We start from the raw sequence: 18722 nt of genomic DNA, 5'->3' as shown, positions 1-18722 counted from the left end.
CTATTTTAACGCTGCCACCATATTCATAACCAACGTAGCAGAATTAGTTGCCGCTTTATCAATAAATTGATCAAAAGATACTTCTGATTCTTTACCAGCAATATCAGAAAGAGAACGAATGATAACGAAAGGAACTCCAAACCGATGGGCAACTTGCGCAATCGCCGCTGCCTCCATTTCAACTGCTTGTAAATCATTAAATTTCGAACGAACAAATTCGACTCTTGCAGGGTCTTCCATAAAGGAGTCACCAGTAACAATTAGGCCTTTGACAATCTGAAACTTTTCCAGTTCCTTTGATGCTTTTTCAGCGATTGCAATTAACTTCTCATCTGCTGAAAAAGCAGCTGGAAGCTGTGGAACCTGCCCGTATTCATATCCAAAAGCTGTTACATCTACATCATGATGACGAACTTCAGTTGAAATGACTGCATCACCAACATTAAGAGCCGGGTTGAACCCACCAGCCGAACCAGTGTTTATAATATAATCAGGCTTATATTTTTCAAGTAAGATGGTTGTTGACATTGCTGCATTTACCTTGCCAATTCCTGAACGGAGCAGAATGACATCTACACCGTACATGGTTCCAAATGTAAATTCACAGCCAGCTACGGTTTCTTGTGTTTTATCTTCGATATGATCCCTTAATAATGTTACTTCCTCTTCCATTGCTCCAATTATAGCGATTTTCATAATTTGACCTCTTTCATCGTGTTTTAACGCTTTACTGCTTATAATCTTCCTCTGTTTTAAGCATCGTATCCGCAAACACTATTCTACCATCTTTTTAAAGATGCTTGCCATAGTAAGCCTGTATTCTCACACTCTCGGAAACTTCATATTAATCCTATAAGCATACTATGAATTGGTTCAAAAAGATGTTATCATAGTCCTCACTTTTATTCAACAATCATTGCTAGCTGATAAATAAATAACTAAAATAGAAATGAAAGGATTGATTTTATGAATTTCCAATTTGATTTAATCGAAGATAAAGTGGAGTTTTTCGAAGCAACTAACCTTAAAACTCTGCAGAAAAAAATTGAGTCACAAATTGATGAAAACCGAGCAATTATGCTTGGAGTCCACTCCGTATCACATCAAATGCATATGAACGAAAATGGACAAACCTATTTCACAGCAGTGGTACATTTTAAGAAAAAATAAACGAGGCTGACTCTAAGTCATCCTCGTCATCATTTATTATTTAACAATTTCAGCTAATTCCTCAACTCGTGTAGGCATCCAACCTTCACCGTCCACCCACTGAAGATACACATTGTATTTTTGCTGCTTATCTTTTGATGCAACGGTAGCAAACGAGCCATTTTGTGTGGATTTATCTCTTCCCAGCCAATATACCGTCATGTTGCTGCCATCTAATCCAGTGGCATAAGATACAGCCTCCAGCATTTCCTGCCAATCGGCTGAATTTGTATCGTATACAGCGGTATGTTCACCAGATTGGGTTGTTCCTACAGGCTTCCAACTTGGATTTTCAATCGTTTTTAGTACATTAGAAGAACTTCCGCCGTCAGTGACCACTTCCTGTGATTCATCTGCCTTTTCAGTTGTTGAAGCTTCCTCACTTTGCTGTTCTTCTTCAGATACTTGATCAGATGAGCTCTCATCGTCTGCCTTAGTGTTCTCTTTTTTATCTGCTTGCTTCTCTGTATGTTGAGATTCTTTTTGCTCTGTTTTTGTGCTTTCTTTCTTAGGTGCTGCATGATCATTTCCTGAAGCAAAAATATTGTATGCCACAAATAATATTAGTAAGAGTACAATGATGATTAAACTATTTAAGACGAGGTTCGTTTTTTTTCTTTTCGATCGGTATCCAGACCGCGAGTTAGAATTAAAATCATTAGTCATACTTTTTCCTCCTAAAATAAAGGCTCTCAATATTCTAACATGATTTTAACAGAACATGAAGGGATAATAGTCGCACTACTCTTTTTCTGTATCTTTTTCATAGAGTGCTTTCACCATATCCGCGAACAATAAATTTATCCCGCCTTCCGAATCTATTACATCCAAATTGACTGCTACTAACGCATATTTGGGCGATTGAAATGGAAAATAACCAGCAAACCATTTATTATGCAATTGCTTCCCGTCTTTAAATTTACCCGTTTCAGCGGTACCTGATTTACCAGCTACTTCATACGGAAGATCTTTAAACCATCTTCCAGTCCCATTTGCATTAGTAATTACTTCACGTAGCAATTTTTGCAGTTTCATGGCTGTATAAGGTGAGATAGAATCCCCGTTTAAGCTTTCCTCTGGGAAATCTACCATCGTTGTTCCATTTTTATATTCTATTTTTGAAACTGCTCTTACCATTTCCTTTTTACCACCCCTTGCAATGGTGGCCATCATGTTAGCGACAGCTAATGGGGTAGCTCGAACCTCGTGCTGCCCGATACCTGACATAGCAATAAAATTAGGATCCTTTCTTGCCTCATCAGACAAAAACACCCTCCCTTTATCTTCATCACCTAGCTGCTTGAAGTCACTGGTATGATACACTTCACCTTGCCAGCCCACCGAACCAGTTAGAGATAATTTATCTGCATAATCCTCGAGTAAATGCGGATCCGTCTTCTGCAATTCCTTTGCCAGTTCCCCGAACGTCCGATTACAGCTTCTTGCAAAACTATTTGTAAAGTTCAACATTCCATAATTATATTTTGATTCTGGTCTTCCATTAATCTTTTTACTGCAATCAAAAAGCCGGGTTGGGTCATCTAAGTTATGATCCATAGCAGCTGCAGCAACCACCGTCTTAAAAACGGATCCCATAATCTGCTGTTTTACCATCAAATTCGTAATTCCTGCTCCATTATAGGGGTCTTTTTTATTGATAGCCGGACGTGAAACCATAGCTAACACACTATTATCCTCAATATTAAGGAGAACGAGTCCCCCCTTTTTAATCTGATACTGATCAGCTAAATCCTCGGCCTTTTGCTGCAGGTCTTTATCAATCGTAGTCCGAATATTAACAGGATAAAACGGGTTAGCAGGGTCCACATATTTTACATTTATTCCAAAAAGCGGGGCTCCCCCACCATCAACATGGTAAACAAGCTTTGACTTACCCTCTGGGAGCAGGAATTCATCAAAGCTTTCTTCAAGGCCAGATACGCCCAGCAGCGTCTTTTCCGATAGCTCTTTACTTGGATAACGTTCTTTTAATTCCTTTGCATTCTCACCTGTTAGCCCAATCAGTTGCTCAGCTGGAATGGAAGAACGTTCAAATTTTTTCTCAATGGCAAATACACCGGGTATTTTTAATTGATTAATTCTTTTCATCTGTGAGGTTGTTAATTCAATGGGCTCTGGGTCTCCGAAAGCAAATGGTTTTTTTGCAGCATCTACTGCAAATTTAAGTGAGTTAACTGATATTCCTGAAATGGTCGAAACCTTTTCGATATCCCAATCTGTCTTTTTTAGAAATGGAAATAAAACGAGCACGGACACTTTTTTATGTGTAAGCATCGTTCCATTTCGATCAAGAAAATTTCCCCTGCCATTATCAATCACTAATTCCTGTGTTCGTTGATTCACACTTTCCTCAAGCAAGTTCACATTGTGCTTTGAAAAGGTTTCTGTCTCAATTAGTTGAATTTGCATTAAACGTACTAAGAGAAGTACTAATCCTGTTATACAAATGACCAGCCAGCCAATGGCTCGTTTTCTCCACATAAAAAACACCTCGTCAAAAGTTTTGACGAGGTTTTCTTATTTCAAACATTATTTAATAGAAACGATACGTACACTCATTTCGCCGCCAGGAGTTTGAACAGAAACCTGTTCTCCCACCTTCTTGCCTAATAGGCTTTTTGCAATTGGAGAATCGTTAGAAATCTTTCCTTCGAACGGATCGGCTTCAGCACTACCAACAATTGTATATGTTTCTTCTTCACCATCAGGAAGTTCAACAAAGGTAACGGAGCTTCCTAATGTAACAGAGTCGCTTGCATTTTCAACTTCAGCGATAATCTTTGCATTGCGAATCATATTTTCTAAGGTCGTAATTCTACCTTCTACAAAGGCTTGCTCTTCTTTCGCAGAATCATACTCAGAGTTTTCAGATAGATCTCCGAAGCTTCTTGCGATTTTAATTCTTTCTACCACTTCTTTACGCTTCACTGATTTTAAAAACTCAACTTCTTGTACAAGCTTATCTTTACCTGCTTGTGTCATTGGAAATACTTTCTCTGTAGCCAAAACCCTCACTCCTTCTAGTCTTCACAATCCCCCAATAGAATTGTGTATGTAATATATGTAGATATTATGCCAATCGGCATAATACATAGCAGCGCGTCCTTTTAATAAGGGCGCGCATAAAAGATATTTATCCAAACGGATTTTTAGATAGTTCTTTTGCTATTGTTTCATAAAATTGACTTTTGTTCAAGAATTGTTTGAATTTTTGTGACCATTATATCGATGGCAACATGGTTATGTCCGCCTTCTGGTATAATGACATCTGCATAACGCTTAGTTGGCTCAATAAATTGATTATGCATAGGACGAACCACATTTAAATATTGCTCGATAACTGAATCAAACGTACGTCCACGCTCACTTATATCACGAGTAAGTCGGCGGATTATTCGTAAATCCGCATCAGTGTCAACATATAGTTTGATATCCATTAAATCCCGAAGACGTTCATCCTCAAGTACAAGGATTCCCTCTAAAATGATTACATCCTTTGGCTCAACAGGAATAACTTTATCTGAACGGGTATGAATGGAATAATCATATACTGGTTTTTCAATCTGTTCATACCTTAGCAGCTGTTCAATATGTTCAATAAGTAAGTCATTATCAAAAGCAAGTGGGTGATCATAGTTAGTTTTTAATCGTTCTTCAAATGGTAGTTCGCTTTGATCTTTATAATAATAATCCTGTTCAAGAACTAATATGGAATGATCTTTTAAACTTTCATAAATGGATTTTGTTACACTGGTTTTTCCGGAGCCGGAGCCGCCGGTTACACCAATAACAACTGGCTTGCGCGTCATGCTAGTTCTCCTTTCGCATCATGTTGTTAGGGTATACCGGTTTGTCCAATTTAAATTGTACAATTTGAAGCGGATGTCTAGCTGCATCCAGTTCATTACCTTTTTCATCCCAAATTTTATCAATCACATGAGTAAAGTTTTGAATTTCTGGTCCGAAGAACTCTACTTCTTCGCCCGGTTTAAAATGATTTCTTTGTTGTAATGTAACGATTTGTGTTTCTGGATTATAATCCAACACAAGACCGACAAACTCAAACTTTGTCTTCTTGCTATGATTACCAAACATTTGCTCTTTATACCCTGGAACACCTTCAAAAAACGCAGGAGCTGTTTCACGGTTAGCACATTTGTCCAATTCTTCAAGCCATTCTCTCTGAATAACAAAGTTCTCAGGGTCCGCGCAATACGCATCAATCACTTTTCGATACACACTAACTACTGTCGCAATGTAGTGAATGGATTTCATACGACCTTCGATTTTCAAGCTGTCGATTCCAAGTTCAATCATCTGTGGGATCGCTTGAATTAAATTTAAGTCTTTTGGACTCATTGCAAAAGGAGCATCTCCCTCTTCAAATAGAGCTGCTTCTTGGTCGTTTCCTTCTAACTGGTAAAGATCATAATCCCAGCGGCAGGACTGACAGCAACCACCACGGTTTGAGTCCCTTGCAGTCATATGGTTACTTAATGTGCATCTTCCGGAATAAGCAATACACATGGCGCCATGAATAAAGGTTTCGATCTCAACATCGACCTTTTCCTTCATTTCTCTGATTTCTTCCGCACTTACTTCACGAGCTAAGACGACACGCTCAGCTCCGGCTTCTTTCCAAAACTGTGCAGCTTTCCAGTTCGAAAGTGACTGCTGTGTACTTATATGAATTTCAATTTCCGGTGCTAGGCGCTGACAAGTTTCAATAATAAGCGGGTCGGCAACAATTATTCCTGCAATGCCTGTCTCTTTTAAACTTAGGATGTATTCCTCTAAGCCATCAATATTTTCATTGTGAGCAAAAATGTTTGTTGTAACATAAATTTTCGCACCGAAACGTTTCGCGAACTCTACGCCTTCCTTCATTTCTTCAAATGTAAAGTTATCAGCATTTGAACGAAGACCATACTCTTGTCCTCCGATAAAAACAGCATCCGCACCATATTGAACGGCAATCTTTAATTTTTCGAGATTACCAGCTGGAGCAAGGAGTTCTGGCTTCTTCACAATGACACGTTTTCCATCGATAATTTCAGAAATCTTATCTTTAACTGTATTCACAGATGAACTCCTCCCTTAGTATACCGTTTCTTTAAAGTAGAACCCTGTGTCTAACGGACGGTTAGCAGGCTGAATCTCTTCCAATGTAGCTAACAGCTCATCCTTTTTATCCTCATAGGCATCAGGATCTTCAACAAATAAATCAATTGCCTCACGATAGGCTTTAGTAACCGCAAGAATATATTCTGGGCTTTTTAAGATTCCATCAATTTTAAATGAATCGACACCAGCTTCTAACATTTCTTGAAGTTCGTCAATGATACAGATATCATTAGGACTCATAATATGTGTTCCATTTTCATCTTCAAAAATTGGGTATTTGTTCTCACGCTCTTTATCGTGCAAGAACATATTTTTTTGCATTTTACGATTTTCGATTTCCATGACTTTCCCTTGGTATTCATAATAATTACCAAGAAGTGATCGCTTGGATTGGAACATACAGCTCATTCCATGAACCTGCACTTCGATTTCTACTTCTGCATTCTCCTTCGTTTCAACGATAGCATCCATATTGATTTCACGTGCAAGAACAGCTCTTTTAGCACCCTTCTTACCCCAATAGTTACATGTATACCAGTTCGTTCCTGTTGTTTCTGTTCCCCAATGTAGCTTCATTTCCGGAGCCACTTCTCTTACAGTCATTAAAACAGCAGGATCACCAAAAATAATGGCATCCGCTTTGACGTTTGCAACAAATTGAATATAATCGCTCAATTCATCTATTTTTTCATTGTGAAAAATAGCATTCATTGCAACATAGACCTTTTTCCCCTTGCTGTGAGCAAGTTCAATCGCCTTTTGGACATCGTCACGATTAAATTCACCTGCAAGTCTTAATCCATATCTTTGTTCACCAACAACAAACGCATCTGCACCAGCTTTTGCTAATGGCAAAATATCGTTGACCGTTATTGGTGTTACAAGCAATTCTGGTTTCTTCATTTGCTCTCACCTCTTCTTTTGCTAATGGCAACCCCGTCTCCCACAGGAAGAATAACGGAAATATAATCTGGATGCTTCATTAACCATTTGTTAAAATCATCAATCTTTTTAACAAGATTCCGAATCCTCTTTGATTCAATTTCTGGTTCAGCTACTAAACCTTTAAAAAGGACATTATCAGTAATAATCATTCCATCGGAACTAAGATAATTTGAATACATTTCAAAAAATTTTTTATATTGTCCCTTCGCTGCATCAATAAAAATGGCATCAAATGGAGCATGTCCACTTATCTGTTCTTCAACCTCTAACGCGTCACCTTTAATTAAGGTAATCCGTTCTTTGTAAGCTGAGCGCTCAATAAATTTGACAGCTACTTGTGCTCTTTCGTCATCCCGTTCAATCGTAACAATTTGAGCACCAGGAAGCGCTTCTGCCATTCTTATAGCGGAATATCCTATTGCTGTCCCAACTTCAAGTATTTTTTTTGTTCCCTGAATTCGAAGTAATTGAAGCATCGTTTCAATACCTTCTAGTTCCATAATAGGTACATTATGTTCACGAGCATAAAACTCCATTTCTGTTAACAATGGATTACGCTCTAAAATAAGATCTTCAATATATGAATGCAGCTTCGCATCTAACAAGCTGCGTCACCTCTCTTTAAAAGCAATTATTGCAAAGTAAAATACTTTTAGTTTATCTATAATTATTCTTCTTTAGACATGAAAAAATAGCGTTCACAGGCACGGACGTCATAAGCTAGTAAATTTGACTCAGGACGTTTTATGGCAATACTGCCGCAAATTACCTTACTGTGAGTTACGCTATAGAGTACGTATTAAAACACTTGAACTATTTTATCACAAAAGTAGGGGGAATGCTAATGCTTCCCCCAAATAAATACACTATTTTTTATTGGAAATATACTTTGCTTTTAACTTATTATGCTCTTCTAATGTCTTTGAATAGTATATGCTTCCATCCTCAGCAGCCAAGAAATAATAAAAGTCTGTTTTCTCCGGCTCGAGTGCAGCTTCAATGGACATTTTTCCAGCATTTGCGATTGGTCCAGGCGGGAGTCCTGTATGTTTGTATGTGTTATAAGGAGAGTTCACTTCCAAATCCTCATATAACACTCGTTCTTTGTGCTTTCCTTGTGCGTATAATACTGTAGGATCGGTTTGCAATTTCATATCCTTCTCGATACGGTTATAGAAAACACTAGCAATTCTTTTACGTTCTGTTTTTTCAGTCGCTTCCTCTTCAACTAACGAGGCCATTGTAAGTAGTTTATGAACAGAAAGCTTCGCTTTATCACTTTCTTCCGCATAGGAAGAGACAATCGATCTTGTTTTATCCAGCATGGCCGTAACCATTTCTTCCACGGTAGGATTCGGTTTATAAAAAGGATAGGTAGCAGGAAATAAATATCCCTCAAGCGGATACTTTATTTTCGAATCTAAGATTTCATCTGTTAATAAATCTGGATATTTCTCCATTAACAGTTTGATAAATTCTTTATCATTTAATTTAGTAAGAACATCCGCTTCCTTTTGGTTGGTTGCTTTCGCCATGATTGCAGCAATTTCTGTTAACTGCTTCCCTTCTGGAATGGTGATTTTAAAACTAGCCTTTGCCAACACCTTTCCAGTTTTTAATCGGCTGACAATTTCAGCTACATCCATAGAAGGACTCAGTTGGTATTCCCCTGCCATAAAACCGCCTTCGTTTTTAAGCTTTACATAATACTTAAATACCTTCGCATTTTTAATAATTCCATTTGCTTCTAACTTTTCTGCAATACCTGTTACAGATGAACCAATTGGAATTTCAACTGTTTTTTGTTTCTTACTATCAGAGTCAACAGGCTTTAATGCTGACTGTATGTAAAGATATCCTCCGCCGCCGATAACAACAATTAATAATAGCAATAAGATTGAGATCACCATGACAATTTTTCTAACTACTTTTGCTTCACGGTGGTGTTCAAGCATTTTTTCCCGTACCAAATCTTTCTTCGGGTCTTTTTGATCAGTTGTCATTCTTTTCCCCCTTTCGTAATAATTTGAGCATATCGTAAGAAAAATGTCAATTTATCAATTAATTTGTCAAATTTATCCTAAAAAATACAGAAAAAGAACCAGCCCTTTTTTATGGCCGGTTCTCTTTCATCGTTATTTATTATTCTTCTTCTTGGTCCTCGTTGAAGGTATTGAATACTTCTTCAACCATATCCCATTCTTCATCCGTTTCGATTTCCATTAGTTCTCCGAAACCGCCATCTTCTGTTGGAATGTAAGCATATGTTAGGATATCCACTTCTTCTTCGTCATCCTCATTTGCCCCTACTGGATAAAAGAATACATATGACCTTTCAAATTCATCTGAATCGAATGTGAAAAGTATTTCAAAAAGTTGTTCGTCTCCATTTTCATCTACTAATGTAATAAAACGCTCTTCTTCATGCTCATGGTTGTGTTCCATTTCATTCACCTCATTAATTTTTGCTATCAAGATAACCTTGTAGGATCATCATTGCAGCCATCTTATCGATAACTTTCTTTCGCTTTTTGCGGCTTACATCTGCTTCAAGCAATACACGTTCAGCAGCCATTGTTGTCAACCGCTCGTCCCATAATACAGTTGGCACAGCAAATCTGCTCTCCACTTCATTCGCATATTGCTGACTGGCTTGACCGCGTGGTCCAATTGTCCCGTTCATATTTTTAGGTAAGCCAATGACAACTGTATCCACTTGGTACTCTTTTATTATTTGACCAATTTCCTCAAAACCAAACTCTTGTCTTTCTTCATTGATTTTGAGTGTTTTAAGACCCTGTGCGGTCCACCCCATTTCATCGCTAAGGGCAATACCAACTGTCTTAGAGCCTACATCTAAACCCAATACGCGCATTACTTAACCTCTCGTTGTTGTTTTAGATAGGATTTGACTAATTCTTCAATTATTTCGTCCCGTTCAAGCTTGCGGATAATATTACGGGCATCTCGATGACGTGGTATATAGGCTGGATCTCCTGATAATAGGTAGCCGACTATTTGATTTATCGGATTATATCCTTTTTCCTGCAATGCTTCATACACTTGTAAAAGAACGTCATTTACGTCATGTTCAAAGGGCTCTTCAGGAAAATTAAATCTCATCGTTTTGTCAAATGAACTCATTTCACACACCTCGCATTTATTATAGACGAGAGAATTGTACTAATTACCTTCATTTTACACTACTTTATCCTATTATCAAACCGATTTTACCCATTCTTCAACGAATTGAAGTGCAGAATCTAGTTTTTCAGGATCTTTTCCTCCAGCTTGAGCCATATCTGGACGGCCCCCGCCACCTCCGCCACAGCGTGTAGCAACCTCTTTAATCAGTTTCCCAGCATGGTAGCCTTTGTCGATTAAATCCTTTGTAACTGCTGCGATCAGGTTTACTTTGCCTTCGTGAGCACTTCCTAGTACTAGTACCACAGAGCCCAGTTTTTGCCTTAAGTCATCAGCCATATTTCTTAAGTTATTCATATCAGCAGCTTGTACCTTTGCAACTAGGACGGTTACTCCGTCAATTTCTTTTACTTGGGAAACCAGGTTACCTGCTTCAATATTTCCAAGTTTAGCTGCAAGTGATTCATTTTCACGTTGAAGCTGTTTCATTTCGCCCATCAGACTATCGATACGTGTGACGATATCCTTTGGATTTGATTTTAATTTATCTGCCGCTTCTTTTAATAAGCCCACTTGATCATTTAATGATTTATAAGCAGCCTCACCTGTTACAGCCTCAATTCTTCGTGTCCCAGCGCCAATTCCGCCTTCTGAAACAATTTTAAACAAACCAATAACAGATGTATTTGGAACATGGCAGCCACCACATAGCTCTAAGCTATAGTCTCCAACCTGTACCACTCGAACAATATTACCATACTTCTCACCGAAAAGTGCCATAGCACCCATTGCTTTTGCTTCAGCAATCGGTTTTAAGCTGATGTTTACTTCGATATTTCTCCAAATTTTTTCGTTGACGATTTTTTCAATTTGCTCTAACTCTTCTGGTTTAATTTGACCAAAGTGTGAGAAGTCAAAGCGTAGACGATCAGGTTCAACGAGGGAACCTGCCTGGTTAACGTGCTCCCCAAGTACATCTTTTAATGCTTGATGCAACAAGTGGGTCGCTGTATGATTTTTGATAATTTTCACCCGGTTGTCTGCATCTACCTTAGCAGTCACTTGTTGGTTCGTTTTGAGCGTACCGCTCTTAACCACTACTTGATGAAGGTTTTGACCATTCGGTGCCTTTTGAACGCCTTTTACAAATAAAGATACCTCTTCACCTTCCATCATGCCGTGGTCAGCAATTTGCCCACCACTTTCAGCATAAAAAGGCGTCACGTCAAGAATAACCTGTACTTCCTCTCCAGCTGAAGCTTGATCAATTAATTCACCATTTTTCACAATAGCTGCCACTGTTGAGCTTGATTCAAGTTGATCATAGCCAACAAACTGACTTTCTACCTTCACATCTCTAAGAACACCGCTCTGAACCTGCATGGAATCAACATCATGACGAGCTGCACGTGCACGTTCACGCTGTTGCTCCATTTCTACTTCAAAGCCTTCATGGTCCACCTTCATACCTTCTTCTTCAGCATATTCCTCAGTCAGCTCAACTGGGAAACCGTACGTATCATATAATCGGAAAACATCTGCGCCAGAAATGGTGTCACTGCCCTTTTCTTTTTCCTTTTTAATGACACTAGCTAGGATGGTTAAGCCATCATGAAGGGTTTCGTGGAAACGTTCTTCTTCATTCTTAATCACTTTTTGGACGAATTCTGTCTTTTCCTTTACTTCTGGATAGAAATCGTTCATGATTTCGCCAACGACTGGAACTAGTTCAAACATAAATGGACGATTAATGTTAATCTGCTTAGCATAGCGGACAGCACGGCGAAGCAAACGACGTAGTACATAGCCCCGTCCTTCATTTGACGGAAGCGCACCATCACCGACAGCAAATGCAACGGTACGAATATGGTCAGCAATAACTTTGAATGCTACATCGGTCTCTTTATTCACACCATATTTCTCTCCAGAGATTTCCTCTGTCGCACGGATAATAGGAATAAATAGATCCGTGTCAAAGTTGGTTGGAACATTCTGAACAACAGATGCCATACGTTCTAATCCCATACCTGTATCAATATTTTTCTTTGGCAGTGGTGTATAAGTGCCATCAGGATTATGGTTAAATTGGGAGAACACTAGGTTCCAAACTTCGAGGTACCGTTCGTTTTCTCCACCTGGATATAATTCTGGATCATTTGGGTCATCCCCGTATTCTGGACCACGGTCATAGAAGATTTCAGTATTCGGTCCACTTGGTCCTTCCCCAATATCCCAGAAATTCCCCTCCAGTCGAATAATGCGTTCCTCTGGAATACCGATGGTTTTATGCCAAATTTCATATGCTTCATTGTCTTCAGGATGAACGGTAACGGATAATAGTTCAGGATCAAAGCCCATCCATTTTTGGTCCGTTAAAAACTCCCATGCCCACTCAATTGCTTCATTTTTAAAGTACTCGCCAATTGAAAAGTTACCAAGCATTTCAAAGAAGGTATGGTGTCGAGCAGTTTTCCCAACATTCTCAATGTCATTTGTCCGAATGGATTTTTGGGCATTAGTGATTCTTGGGTTTTCTGGAACTACACGGCCATCAAAGTATTTCTTTAGGGTAGCGACACCACTGTTAATCCATAACAAGGATGGATCATCATGAGGGACAAGCGATGCGCTTGGCTCCACTGTGTGTCCTTTTTCCTCTTTAAAAAACTGTAAAAACATTGAACGAATTTGTGAACCAGATAAGTTTTTCATATGTATTGACCTCCTTATTTTTTAAAAAAAGCATACAAAAAAGCCCTCATCCCAAACAGGGACGAGAGCTTAATCTCGCGGTACCACCCTGATTATGAATACTAACATTCCGTATCCATCTCTCAAAAAACCCTTAACGCAGGTATACGGCAGTGGTTAGCTGCACTCCGGATTAGCGTTCTGTCATCCTTCATCTGGAGCTTCTTTCAGCCATGAAAGCTCCTCTCTTCCGCGCAATAAGCGTTACAGATGGACTACAACATACTCGACCCTTCAACATTTTCATTCATATTCTATATGACGAATTATATCCACCAAAAAAACGTTTGTCAATTGGCCAAGCACTTTAAGAAGAAGAATCATTTGCTTTGCCTTCTATAAAGTGATTTTTCGCATGAATAATTCCTACCTTCAATACCACAAGAACAGGGACAGCCAAGATCAACCCTAAGATTCCCCCTATTTCACCACCAGATGTTAAAGCTATCATGATTAATAATGGATGCATATGAAGACTCTTCCCGACGATATAAGGCGATAAGATGTTTCCCTCAAGGAATTGCAACCCAAAAACAATAACAACCGTAATGATGACCAACTTAACCGAGGTAGTTGCAGCAATAATGACCGCTGGAATTGCCCCGATAATCGGTCCAAAATAAGGAATCACATTTGTCGCACCAACGATAAGTCCTAGTAACAAAGGATATTTTAGATGGAATACCCAAAATAACAGGGCAGAGACACTTCCAATAATCACACAAACTAATAGCTGCCCTCTAATATAACTTCCGAGAGATTCGTCAACGTCTCTTAAAAATAGAGTGGCTTTTTTTCTCCATTTCTTAGGGGTCAAATACCATGCCGTCCGTTTTAACAAAGGAAAATCCTTTAACATGTAAAAAGCAATAAACGGAATAATCATTAAAAGTAGGGCTGAATTTAGAAAGTCCATTAAGACATTTACAATAATAGTTAAAAGAGAATCCATCTTCTTTTCAAAAGTGTTGACCCCGTCATCTATTTTTGCTTGCAATCCATCCGGCCATGCCCTTGTATGTGTCTGAAGCTCATCAATCCAACGTCGATACTGTTCGGCAAAAACCGGTGCACTTTCAGATAGGTCTTTTAATTGGTCAATGATAGCTGGTATACCTTTATATAAAGCAAAACCAATGCCTCCAAAAAAAATAAAATAAATTAAGAAAATAGCCAACCCTCGGTGGAATCCTTTTTCATGTAATTTTTCAACAATAGGATGAAGGAGATACGTTATAAACCCTGCTATTAGAAAAGGTAAGATGATAATGACGGCAAGCCTGACAACCGGCATCCAAACAAATCTAATTTTAAGAAAAACGTAAAGGGCAATTAATAATAGGAGTATAAAACCAATTCGATACAGCCATTTCATACGAATATCCACGAGCAATCCTCCCTCATGTTAGTGTTAGAGACAATAAAGGGAAATATGCACGTACGTAAAAATCCCCCTAGGAATCCAAGGGGGATTTGCATTAAAACATTGCTCGTTTTACCTTTTTTTGTATTCTTTTCATATTGCGGGTGGACATCATATTATTTCGTTGGGCCATATTATATATGGCCATCCCCGCACCAAAAGCAATCATCGACGTCATCATTTTATTCATGCGTTTCACCTCTTATAATAATTATAGGGTGTAACGACGCTCTTCTTCTTCAAACAAATCGTCTAAGGAACTAAGTGAACCGTCTTCCTCCACCTGATGGGTGTTAATGAGACCTTTGTTAACAGATAGCTCAATAAAACAGCTCCAGCAATAATATTGGTTAATACCAATTTTGCCGATATCTTTGCTTTGACAGTTAGGACACTTAAACATGAAAAGACACCTCACGTATTATCTACATCTACGATAATGGCATCCTTTCCGATCGCTAAGGGCTTCCCGGATTGAATGACTTGTTTACCTTCCGTGATATCCGAAAAGAAGCCATCCGTAATTTCATACCCTACGATTGTGCCCACTTCTTCCTGAAAATATACATCCTTTAACAAACCGAGTGATTCTCCGCTTTTTGAGAGCATCATCATTCCATCTAAAGAATGCTGATGTGTCAAGGTATATTCAGGGTTATCTCCTACCTTTTCCAAGCACCCGCTATCATCAATCATAACCCCATCCCAGCCGAAGGTAGTCACTTTTTGAATATCCAGAAAGTACGATTGTTTGAAGAAAACGCCTTTTTTAATCAATAGGCCTTTGACGATACCATTGCTTGAGATACATAGGTCACTGATATCACCAATTTTTGTTCCACTGCTCGTTTCAAAAACTGGTTGTCCTTTTAATAATGAAAATGTCCGCAAAGAGTGTCCCACCTCCCCGAACATTTATAGTTTCAGTCATTTAGCATGAAATCATAAGGTGTAAGGTTTTCCATTCCAACCATTGGATTGACTTGCATTAATTCTGCCTCATAGGATAAGCCTTCGTCCAACTCTTTATCATTTTGAGGAGTCTTCGGCTGTACTAAAATTGTTTCTTGAAGCTTTTCACGAAGAGTGGTCTGTCTTGAAAGTTCGTCAGCTCTTTCTACGCCCATTCTTAATGCATCTTCTTCTCCACAAAGAATTAACGATTGTTTACTTCTTGTGATAGCTGTATAGATTAAATTTCGTCGCAACATCCGGTAATAACTTCTCGTTACAGGAAGTATAACAATAGGAAATTCACTGCCCTGGGATTTATGGACAGAACAACAATAGGCATGGGTGATTTGATTCAAATCCTGCCTTGTATATTCCACTTCATTTCCCTCAAAGGAAATATAAATCATGTCTTGTTTTTCCGTATTTTCCTTTGCATAGATAATCGAAATAATTTCACCAATATCACCGTTGAACACATTATTCTCTGGTTGATTAACAAGTTGAAGCACCTTATCACCAATTCGGTACTTTACTTCTCCAAAGGTAATTTCCTTTCGTTTACCATCAGGGTTTGGATTAAAAATCTCCTGTAGCAACACATTTAACCGGTCAATCCCTGCAGGGCCTCTATACATAGGCGCCAGCACTTGGATATCCTTTGCAGAATAACCTTTGTTTTTGGCATTTTGTGCTACTTTTTCCACGACTTGAGCCACCTGTGCAGTAGAACATCTGATAAACGAACGATCAGGCTTCTTTTGTGTTACATCCGGGGGAAGATAGCCCCTTTTTATATCATGGGCCAATTCTATGATTGATGAACCTTCCGCCTGCCGGTAAATATCGGTTAATCGAACCGTCGGAATACGTTCTGAATCCAACAAGTCCTTTAAAACCTGACCAGGACCAACCGATGGCAGCTGATCCTCGTCCCCAACAAGTATAACTTGGATATTGTCAGGCAGAGCCTTAAACAATTGATTAGCAAGCCATATATCGAGCATAGAAGTTTCATCTACGATTAATATTTTTCCTTCAAGTGTATTTGAATCCTCATGGTCAATTCCTTCAGTCCCATTTAAACCAAGTAATCGATGAATCGTTACCGCAGGAAGCCCGGTGGATTCACTCATTCTTTTGGCTGCTCTACCTGTTGGTGCAGCAAGCAAAAATGGAAAAGGCTCACCCTTTTTATGATAATCCTTCGGCTCCAACGAACAGCCATGGAGTTCAGCGTAAAGCTCAACAATTCCTTTTATAACCGTGGTTTTACCTGTTCCAGGTCCCCCAGTTAAAATAAGCATTGGTGCCATTAATGCCGTTTGAATGGCTTCTCTTTGGGTGGGCGCATATTGTACCCCAAGGCGTTCTTCCAAGCCTCCCAAAGCAAGCAAGAACTCAGATTCAGGAAATTGATCCTTATATTCAGTTTGCTGTAAGATACGGTGAATGTTAGTCACAAGACCTTTTTCTGCAAAATATAGAGATGGCAAGTAAATTCGTTTTTCTTCACCAATTAATTTCCCTTCTTCTTCCAACTTAATGACTTCATTCGAAATATCGAAAAATTCAATTTGGTCTCGCTTATTTTCTTCCAACAAACTTTTTACTTGTTCGAGTAATTGCTCAGCATGTATGTATACATGACCGGTCTGCAAGCTATCATTTTCTAGCGTATATAGACAGGCTGCTTTGATGCGATCAGGATGACTGCCTGATATCCCAAGCTGATAGCCAAGCTCATCCGCACGGCCAAAACCAACTCCCTCAATATCCTCAACTAATTGGTAAGGGTTCTTTTGAATAATACCAAGTGTCTCCTCTTTGTATGCCTGGTAAATTCGCATTGAAATCTGCGGCCCGAACCCATATTGGTTTAAAGCTACCATGACCTGCTCGAGTCCTTGGTGCTCCATGAGTGTGTCATACAGTGATTTAGCCTTGTCAGGAGGAAGCTTAGGAATGGAATCTAGCAGCGACGGCTGGTTAAGTATTTTTGAAATGGCGTTTTCCCCAAGCGTATCTACGATATTTTCTGCTGTCTTCTTACCAATCCCTTTGAACAGTTCACCTGACAAATAAGCAATAACCCCTTGCTTTGTCTGTGGCATATCTTTTCTGAAATGATTTGTATGAAATTGCAGACCAAACTTAGGATGATCTTTAAATTCTCCGTAAAAGATATACGTTTCCTGCTCATGTACCTTTGGAAAATAGCCAGTGACAACCGCTTCTTTGTCATCATAAGAATGGTTTGTTTCATCTACTCGTATCCGTAAAACCGTATATAGGTTTTGTTCATTATGAAAGATGGTAACGATGGGTCTTCCCTTTACAAACTTTCCTTGTTCGGCAAATAAATCAAGCGAATCCTGCTTCTCCACTCGCGTCTCCCTCCTTTCAAAAAGATCGGCATCACCTATTGCATATTTTCAATTAATTTTTTTGCATGTCCTGCAAGCAAATGGTCTGGCTGGTTTTCCAAGGCTTTATTAAACATTTCAATTGCTTTAGTAGAATTTTCTTTAAAGGCATACGAAACCCCTAAATTATAATAAGCATCTGAGTGTCCTGGATCGAGTTCAATACACTTTTCAAATTGAACCATAGATTCGTCAATGAATTCTAATTGTGCTAGACATAAACCATATTGAAACCTTGCTTCTGCATCCTCTTCATTCAGCTCAACACTTCTTTGCAGGTAAGGAAGGGCGAAGCGGTTCTTGTCTAATTGTACTAGCGTTAAACCTAACATAAAGTAATTATCGGCAGACTCCAGCCCCTTTTTCATGGCTGTTTCAAACATATTTTTAGCCTCGTCAAACTGATCATGAGTGAACATAATGTTACCGATACTATAGTAAGCTGCTGCCGCGTTTTCATCTATTTCAAGTGCCTTTTGATAAAATTTGATAGCCTTTTCATCGTCACCGACAGCTGAAAGAACATTGCCGAAGTTAATATAAGCAACAGGGTCCGTCGGATTTTCTTCTATTGCTGCATTGAAGGCTTTAGCTGCTTCTTCGTAGTTACCTTCCTGCATGTATTGTACACCTAATTGGTTTTTATCCATTTTTTTCAGCTCCAATCCTAAGGGAAAGTATATCATATTCTGAGAAGAAAAACGTACCCAAAAAAGAGTAAAAAGCCC

Annotated in this window: 20 protein-coding genes; 1 reads left to right on the top strand and 19 read right to left on the bottom strand. The window is 38.9% G+C overall.

What is annotated here, in order from left to right; genetic code table 11:
- Complete coding sequence (mtnN, locus tag RCG25_RS07710; RefSeq protein WP_308083085.1) at positions 1-696, bottom strand: 5'-methylthioadenosine/S-adenosylhomocysteine nucleosidase; 696 nt, start codon at positions 694-696, stop codon at positions 1-3.
- Between the two features lie 270 nt (positions 697-966).
- Between mtnN and RCG25_RS07705 the strand changes: the two genes are divergently transcribed.
- Positions 967-1170, top strand: a complete 204-nt coding sequence (locus RCG25_RS07705; protein WP_308083084.1) for a DUF2536 family protein — start codon at positions 967-969, stop codon at positions 1168-1170.
- 36 nt (positions 1171-1206) lie between these two features.
- Here the strand turns inward: RCG25_RS07705 and RCG25_RS07700 are convergent, their stop codons facing one another.
- The 18 genes from RCG25_RS07700 to RCG25_RS07615 all read right to left on the bottom strand — a co-directional run bounded on the left by RCG25_RS07700 (position 1207) and on the right by RCG25_RS07615 (position 18644).
- Positions 1207-1875 (bottom strand): YrrS family protein, encoded by a 669-nt coding sequence (locus tag RCG25_RS07700; protein WP_308083083.1) that lies wholly within the window; start codon positions 1873-1875, stop codon positions 1207-1209.
- A 75-nt stretch (positions 1876-1950) separates the two neighbouring features.
- Positions 1951-3711, bottom strand: a complete 1761-nt coding sequence (locus tag RCG25_RS07695; RefSeq protein ID WP_308083082.1) for a peptidoglycan D,D-transpeptidase FtsI family protein — start codon at positions 3709-3711, stop codon at positions 1951-1953.
- Between the two features lie 48 nt (positions 3712-3759).
- Entirely contained in the window at positions 3760-4236 is a 477-nt protein-coding gene (greA, locus tag RCG25_RS07690) for a transcription elongation factor GreA (RefSeq protein ID WP_308083081.1), read from the bottom strand.
- A gap of 167 nt (positions 4237-4403) precedes the next feature.
- A complete protein-coding gene (udk, locus tag RCG25_RS07685; protein WP_308083080.1) occupies positions 4404-5039 on the bottom strand; it encodes a uridine kinase in 636 nt (211 codons plus the stop codon).
- Between the two features lies 1 nt (position 5040).
- Positions 5041-6312, bottom strand: coding sequence for a peptidase U32 family protein (locus RCG25_RS07680; protein ID WP_308083079.1), 1272 nt, complete (start codon positions 6310-6312; stop codon positions 5041-5043).
- A gap of 15 nt (positions 6313-6327) precedes the next feature.
- Positions 6328-7257, bottom strand: coding sequence for a peptidase U32 family protein (locus RCG25_RS07675; RefSeq protein WP_308083078.1), 930 nt, complete (start codon positions 7255-7257; stop codon positions 6328-6330).
- Positions 7254-7904, bottom strand: coding sequence for an O-methyltransferase (locus RCG25_RS07670; RefSeq protein ID WP_308083077.1), 651 nt, complete (start codon positions 7902-7904; stop codon positions 7254-7256). Before RCG25_RS07670 ends, RCG25_RS07675 begins: the two co-directional genes overlap by 4 nt.
- 261 nt (positions 7905-8165) lie before the next feature.
- Positions 8166-9302 (bottom strand): endolytic transglycosylase MltG, encoded by a 1137-nt coding sequence (gene mltG / locus RCG25_RS07665; protein ID WP_308083076.1) that lies wholly within the window; start codon positions 9300-9302, stop codon positions 8166-8168.
- Between the two features lie 139 nt (positions 9303-9441).
- Positions 9442-9744 (bottom strand): DUF1292 domain-containing protein, encoded by a 303-nt coding sequence (locus tag RCG25_RS07660; RefSeq protein WP_308083075.1) that lies wholly within the window; start codon positions 9742-9744, stop codon positions 9442-9444.
- 13 nt (positions 9745-9757) lie between these two features.
- A complete protein-coding gene (gene ruvX, locus RCG25_RS07655) occupies positions 9758-10174 on the bottom strand; it encodes a Holliday junction resolvase RuvX (protein WP_308083074.1) in 417 nt (138 codons plus the stop codon).
- Positions 10174-10443, bottom strand: coding sequence for an IreB family regulatory phosphoprotein (locus RCG25_RS07650; protein WP_308083073.1), 270 nt, complete (start codon positions 10441-10443; stop codon positions 10174-10176). Before RCG25_RS07650 ends, ruvX begins: the two co-directional genes overlap by 1 nt.
- 75 nt (positions 10444-10518) lie before the next feature.
- Entirely contained in the window at positions 10519-13155 is a 2637-nt protein-coding gene (gene alaS / locus RCG25_RS07645) for an alanine--tRNA ligase (protein ID WP_308083072.1), read from the bottom strand.
- A gap of 346 nt (positions 13156-13501) precedes the next feature.
- On the bottom strand, positions 13502-14581 hold the full coding sequence (locus RCG25_RS07640; protein WP_308083071.1) for an AI-2E family transporter: 1080 nt from the start codon (positions 14579-14581) through the stop codon (positions 13502-13504).
- A gap of 91 nt (positions 14582-14672) precedes the next feature.
- Positions 14673-14807, bottom strand: a complete 135-nt coding sequence (locus RCG25_RS07635) for a YrzQ family protein (RefSeq protein ID WP_308083070.1) — start codon at positions 14805-14807, stop codon at positions 14673-14675.
- A 21-nt stretch (positions 14808-14828) separates the two neighbouring features.
- On the bottom strand, positions 14829-15020 hold the full coding sequence (locus tag RCG25_RS07630; RefSeq protein WP_308083069.1) for a hypothetical protein: 192 nt from the start codon (positions 15018-15020) through the stop codon (positions 14829-14831).
- An 11-nt stretch (positions 15021-15031) separates the two neighbouring features.
- On the bottom strand, positions 15032-15508 hold the full coding sequence (locus RCG25_RS07625; protein WP_308083068.1) for a PRC-barrel domain-containing protein: 477 nt from the start codon (positions 15506-15508) through the stop codon (positions 15032-15034).
- A 32-nt stretch (positions 15509-15540) separates the two neighbouring features.
- On the bottom strand, positions 15541-17955 hold the full coding sequence (locus tag RCG25_RS07620; RefSeq protein WP_308083067.1) for an SF1B family DNA helicase RecD2: 2415 nt from the start codon (positions 17953-17955) through the stop codon (positions 15541-15543).
- 35 nt (positions 17956-17990) lie between these two features.
- A complete protein-coding gene (locus tag RCG25_RS07615; RefSeq protein ID WP_308083066.1) occupies positions 17991-18644 on the bottom strand; it encodes a tetratricopeptide repeat protein in 654 nt (217 codons plus the stop codon).
- Between the last annotated feature and the right edge of the window lie 78 nt (positions 18645-18722).

Source organism: Neobacillus sp. PS2-9, assembly GCF_030915525.1.
GTDB lineage: Bacteria > Bacillota > Bacilli > Bacillales > Cytobacillaceae > Neobacillus.
Note: the sequence above shows the minus strand (reverse complement) of the source record. Positions and strands in the feature narration are given on the sequence as shown.